Annotated in this window: 5 protein-coding genes; 3 read left to right on the top strand and 2 right to left on the bottom strand. The window is 61.3% G+C overall.

Features of this window, described 5'->3' with window-relative positions; all coding sequences use genetic code 11:
- Together EN914_RS23215 and EN914_RS23210 are read right to left on the bottom strand one after the other, a co-directional pair.
- Positions 1 to 795: PQQ-dependent catabolism-associated beta-propeller protein (locus EN914_RS23215; protein WP_127389283.1), on the bottom strand; the 795-nt coding region annotated here is incomplete at its 3' end.
- Positions 796 to 816: 21 nt separating this feature from the next.
- Positions 817 to 2,046 (bottom strand): ABC transporter substrate-binding protein, encoded by a 1,230-nt coding sequence (locus tag EN914_RS23210; protein ID WP_024504383.1) that lies wholly within the window; start codon positions 2,044 to 2,046, stop codon positions 817 to 819.
- 250 nt (positions 2,047 to 2,296) lie between these two features.
- Between EN914_RS23210 and EN914_RS39300 the strand changes: the two genes are divergently transcribed.
- The 3 genes from EN914_RS39300 to EN914_RS23190 all read left to right on the top strand — a co-directional run.
- Complete coding sequence (locus EN914_RS39300; protein WP_024504384.1) at positions 2,297 to 4,126, top strand: (5-formylfuran-3-yl)methyl phosphate synthase; 1,830 nt, start codon at positions 2,297 to 2,299, stop codon at positions 4,124 to 4,126.
- 3 nt (positions 4,127 to 4,129) lie between these two features.
- Complete coding sequence (locus EN914_RS23195; RefSeq protein ID WP_013532041.1) at positions 4,130 to 4,681, top strand: flavoprotein; 552 nt, start codon at positions 4,130 to 4,132, stop codon at positions 4,679 to 4,681.
- Positions 4,674 to 5,281: DUF6513 domain-containing protein (locus EN914_RS23190; RefSeq protein WP_245497836.1), on the top strand; the 608-nt coding region annotated here is incomplete at its 3' end. The genes EN914_RS23195 and EN914_RS23190, both read left to right, overlap by 8 nt.

Raw genomic sequence — 5,281 nt, 5'->3', positions numbered from 1 at the left:
TTTTTCCACCTCATAAGTGTCGGTATTGATCACCGCGACATGGTTCGCCGGGCCGAGCGCGACATAGGCTTTCTTGCCATCGGCGCTGATGGCGATGCCTACCGGCTGGATGGTTTCGGCCCGCAGTCCCTGAATCGCGAACTGGATCTTCTTCACCACTTCGCGTTTGGCGTTGTCGATGACGCTGACGGTGCCGCCGACCTCGGCGCTGACCCAGACCTGCGAACCGTCGGGCTTGAATTCGGCGAAGCGCGGGCGCGTGTCGACCAGCACATTGTCGGTCACCTCATGCGTGCCGGTGTCGATGAAATGCGCCATGCTGGTGGTTTCCGAGGTGTTGACCATGGTCTTGCCGTCGGGGCTGACACCCATGCCTTCCGGCTCCACGCCGACTGGTATCTCGGCCAGGACCTGCTTGCTTTCGACGTCGATGGCGGTGACGAGATTGTCGTCCTCATTGGCGACATAAAGCGTCTTGCCGTCGGGCGAGAGGACGAACAATTCGGGATCGGGGCCGGATGGCAGCGTACCGACGATTTCAAGTGTCGCGGTGTCGATGATTTGGATCGTGTCGTCATCGCTGGCGCATAGATAGACGAATTTGCCGTCATGCGAGATGGTGATGCCGCGAGGTCTCTGGCCGACTTCGACGGTCTTCACCACCTGCATCGTCGCCGTGTCGACGACGGTCATCGTGTTGTCCTTCTCGTTGGACACGTAAGCCGTATAGGCCGATGCCGGGCTGGCCGTGAAGCCGGCCGCGAGAATAGCGAATGCGCAAGCTCGTTTCTGCACGCAAATTCCTCCCGATTGACTCTACTTGAGAGCGCATTTCGTTTCCGGCTGATCGACACCGAGAGTGTCGAGTTCGGAGACCTGGTGAAGATAGCCCTCCTGTGGCGATGTCGAGACGACCGACTTGGTATCGCCAAGCAAGATCGGCTGGCGAAGCTGGAGGTTCCATTTGCGGAAGGTCAGCTTCTGCCCCTTGAAAGCAGCAACCGAAAAATCGTCAGAGCGTATATAGTCGCTGATCCTTTTCGCATCGTCGCCCTTGGTGCGCGTGGTGGCCTCGCCGACCGCACGCACCGCGGTCCAGGCCGACATGTCTTTGGAGAGCATCCGCCGGCTCGTCGTCTTCAGGAAGCGGCTCTGCATCTGGATGCCGCCCCATTGTTGGCTGGCGGGATGCCATGACGATGCAACCAGACCGGCCGTGCCGGCGACCAGCCGCGGCGTCCAGGTGCGGTAGGGCACGTAGGTGCCGAAAACCTCGCTTTCGTCGGCGACAAGCACCACGTCATGCTCCGGCAGGTCTTGCGTAAACACTGAAATCTGCTGCTGTATCTGCGTGGCGCCGGTGTCGGTGCGCCTGGCTGTGCCGGTATCCTTGAATTCCTTCTCGGCGACGATCTGGCCGCCGAAGCGGGTTGCCGCGCGGCGCAGCGCATCGGCGTAGAGATGATCCTGCTCATGCGATCCATAGAGCAGCACCCAATTCGGCCACTTCTTCACCATGAGATACTGCGCCAGCGCGTCGGCCAGCATGCTGCGCGTCGGCGCGATATGGAAAACGTTGATGCGGCAGTCCTCCTCGCGAAGGCTGTCGTCGGTGGCGCCGACGTTGAAGATCAGCACGCCTTTGTCGCGGGCGATGTCGGCGATCGACAGCAATTGTTTGGCTGAAAGATCGGCGACCACATAGCGGTCGCCCTTGGTGATCATGCCTTCGAATGCCTGAACCGCGTCGCCGTCGGGCTTGACCTCGGTCACGTCGAGGCTGAATTTCTGGTTGGTGAACTTTCCCGTCGTGTTGTTGTCGCCGATCGCCACCTCGGCGCCGGCGACACCCTCGTCACGTGGCGGCAGGTCGAGCATGGAAAGCGTCAATTGCGGTGCGTAGGCCCGCAAATAGCCTATCTTGATTTCAGTTATCTTTTTTTCCGGCTTCGCCACCGTTTCCTGGCCTGTCGCGTCGGAAACGTTGACGGTCAGGGAAAAAAAGCACAAAAAGGCAGCGAGAGTGCCTGGCACCGCGCTCGTCATCGATAGTAATTACCCATTCTTGCGCAGAGGTTCGACGGTTGCCGGACCCGCGCCAAGTCAAGGTGCCCATGATCAACTTAGCCGACCCGCAAAATTTATCAAACCCTATAGGACGACTTTTCGCGCCTGCCAGAACGGTGCGGAAGGTCGCCAGCGTCGATTCGCATGGCAACACCGGCGAGACGTGGCGCAGGGGGATCGACCGCCTCTATAAAAGCGTCTTGTCCTCCAAACTGGAGAAACTGTTCAAATGACCAGAATGCTGGCAAGCGTCACCGGCATCGAAGAGGCGGAGATCGCTCTTTCTGGAGGTGTCGATATCGTCGACCTGAAGGACCCGAAGGCGGGAGCCCTGGGCGCGGTGTCCATGGAAACCATGCTCCGAACGATCTCTTTCATCGCGGGTCGGGCTCCGGTCAGCGCTGTCTGCGGCGACCTGCCGATGGAACCCGAAACGATCCGCATCAAGGCCGAAGAGATCGCGGCGACCGGCGTCGACTATGTGAAGATTGGATTTTTTCCTTCGGCAAATATCTCTGCCTGCGCACAGGTGCTTGAACCGCTCGCCGCACGAACGAAGCTAATTGCCGTACTGTTTGCCGATCTGGCGCCGGACTTCGAGCTTCTGCCGATGTTCGCCAGGCATCGCTTCCACGGCGTGATGGTTGATACCGCGCAAAAGGGGAAGGGCCGGCTGCTCGATCATCTGCCGCCGGAGCGTATTCCGGGATTCGTCGATCGAACGAAATCGCTCGGTCTGATGGTCGGCCTGAGTGGATCGCTGGAAGCTCCGGATATTCCGCGCCTATTGCCTTTCGCTCCCGATTTTCTCGGCTTTCGGGGGGCGCTGTGTGGCCATTCCGGTCGCACGAGTTCGATCAGCGCCGAGGCGGTCTCGCAGATTCGCGAGTTGATTCCAGCGGAATCCGGGACCGGCGATCAATCGAGTATCGACTATCGCCTGTTGGCAGCGAGAGGCTATTCGCCGGACACCGACCCGACACTGGGCACGGACAGGATTTTTGTGCGGGATTTTGTTCTGCCGGTCCAGATCGGTGCCTACAGCTTCGAGCATGGCCATACTCAAAAAGTGCGCTTTGATGTGATCGCCGACGTGCTGCAAATCACCGACCATCCCGAGGACATGCGCCATGTGTTCTCCTACGACATCGTCATGGACGGCATTCGCACCATCGTCGCGCGGGGCCATATCCAGCTCAGCGAGGCTTTGGCCGAGCAGGTGGCAGCGCACGTCCTGGAGAACCAGCGTGTCGTGCGCGTCACGGTTAGGGTGGAAAAGCTCGAGCTCGGCCCTGGCGGCGTCGGCGTTGAGATCGAACGCAAGCGCCAATCGGCGGGACGCGGTGCTGCCTCCGGCATTGCTGGCCGAAAAGACCGAAGCGTTGTTTTCCGGCCGCGCCAGGAGCGCCCCGAAGTGCTTCGACGGGCCATCGTCAAGCTTGGCGGCAGCACGGCCCATGCGGCGGAGATGAAGAGCTGGATCGCAGCGCTGGCGGGTTCCAGGCTGCCGATCGTCATCGTGCCCGGCGGCGGGCTCTTTGCCGATCATGTGCGCGAGACGCAGACCAGCATGGATTTTTCCGACACCGCCGCTCATGCCATGGCGATCCTGGCCATGGAGCAGTTCGGCCATGTCATCCTCGACCGGGACGAAAGGCTGGCGCCGGCACGGTCGCTGGACGAGATCGGGCGAGTGTTGGAGGCGGGGAAGGTTCCGGTGTGGCTGCCGTCGTCACTGGCACTGGCGGCGCTGGATGTTCCGGCCTCCTGGGACATTACCTCCGATTCTCTGGCCGCCTGGCTTGCCGGCAAGCTTGGCGCAAACGCACTGTTGCTTATCAAGCAGACCGGTGCATTCTTCGACAGCGATACCGCTGACAGCCTGAGGGCCCGAGGCATTGTCGACCCAGGCTTTGCCGCCATGCTGCCCGACGGCATCGATTTCCATCTCGCCGGTCCGAAGGATGCTGCCGGGGCCGGCGCGATGCTCGCGTCGGGCAAGCTGCCCGGCATCCGGATAGTGGCTTCAACAGGGTCGTCGGCAAAGAAGGCGGGATAGCCGATGGTGAAGCTGCATGTGCCGCGCTGGGCGTGGGTTTTGACGGGTTCCGGGCATTTTTTTACGGAGAGCTTCGCACTTGTTCGCCAGCTCGAACATTGCGATGTCTTCGTGTCTAAGGCCGCCAACGAAGTCCTGCGCATGTACAAGCTTAAACTTGATTTCCCGGAGACGACGCGCGTGCTGCACGACAAGACCGCGAGCGCGATCCCGGTCGGCGAATTCTACCACGGTGTCTATCACACGGTCGTGGTGGCGCCGGCCACTTCCAACACGGTCGCCAAATGCGTGCATGGCATTTCCGACACGCTCGCCACCAATGTCTTTGCCCAAGCGGGAAAGTGCCGTGTGCCAGCCATCGTCTTTGCTTGCGACACCGCGCCGGAACTCGAAACCCAGGCACCGCACGGACTGGTCAAGGTCTATCCGCGCAGGATCGACCTGGAAAATACCAAACAGTTGAAGAGTTTCGAGCGGACCCTGGTGGTCGAGTCGCTCGCTGATCTCGAAGCCTCGCTCACACGGCGCCAGGCCGAACTCGCAAGCGATGGCTGAGCGGCTGGTTTTTCTTACCGGCCATCTGGCCAAGGCGCGGCTGGAACGGCTGCTGACCGGGCTGGGCAGAACCGAATTCGCGTGGGAAATCGTCGACGTCGGCGTCAAGGTCGCCGCGCTGATGAGCGAGGACATCGTGAAGCGTCGGCTCACTCTGACAGGAGACGTCGACCGCGTCATCCTGCCCGGACGCTATCGGGGAAACATCGAACACCTGTCGGAGCATTTCGGCGTGCCCTTTGTGCGCGGCCCCGACGAGATCGCCGACCTTCCGGCCTTCCTTGGCCGGGCGGGCAAACCGCCGGATCTGACGCGTCACGATATGCGCATCTTCGCCGAGATCGTCGATGCGCCGATGCTGTCGGTCGAGGCCCTGATGGCGAGGGCCTCGATGCTGGCTGCGGCCGGCGCGGATGTCATCGATCTGGGCTGCCTGCCGGAGACGCCGTTTCCGTTGCTGGCTGAGGCAGTGCGGGCACTCAAGGCACAGGGGTTTGTGGTCAGCGTCGATTCGGCCAGCGCAGACGAACTGTCGATCGGTGCGCACGCCGGCGCGGACTATCTTCTCAGCCTCGATGAGAACACGCTGCCGTTGATCTT

The organism is Mesorhizobium sp. M7A.F.Ca.CA.001.08.2.1 (genome assembly GCF_003998455.1).
Lineage (GTDB): Bacteria > Pseudomonadota > Alphaproteobacteria > Rhizobiales > Rhizobiaceae > Mesorhizobium > Mesorhizobium ciceri.
This window is presented reverse-complemented; position numbering and strand designations above follow the sequence as displayed.

What these genes read in the sequence shown, in the direction of transcription:
- EN914_RS23210 (WP_024504383.1), bottom strand. Translation starts at nt 2,046, where the DNA reads ATGACGAGCGCGGTGCCAGGCACTCTCGCTGCCTTTTTGTGCTTTTTT.
- EN914_RS23195 (WP_013532041.1), top strand. Translation starts at nt 4,130, where the DNA reads ATGGTGAAGCTGCATGTGCCGCGCTGGGCGTGGGTTTTGACGGGTTCC.
- EN914_RS39300 (WP_024504384.1), top strand. Translation starts at nt 2,297, where the DNA reads ATGACCAGAATGCTGGCAAGCGTCACCGGCATCGAAGAGGCGGAGATC.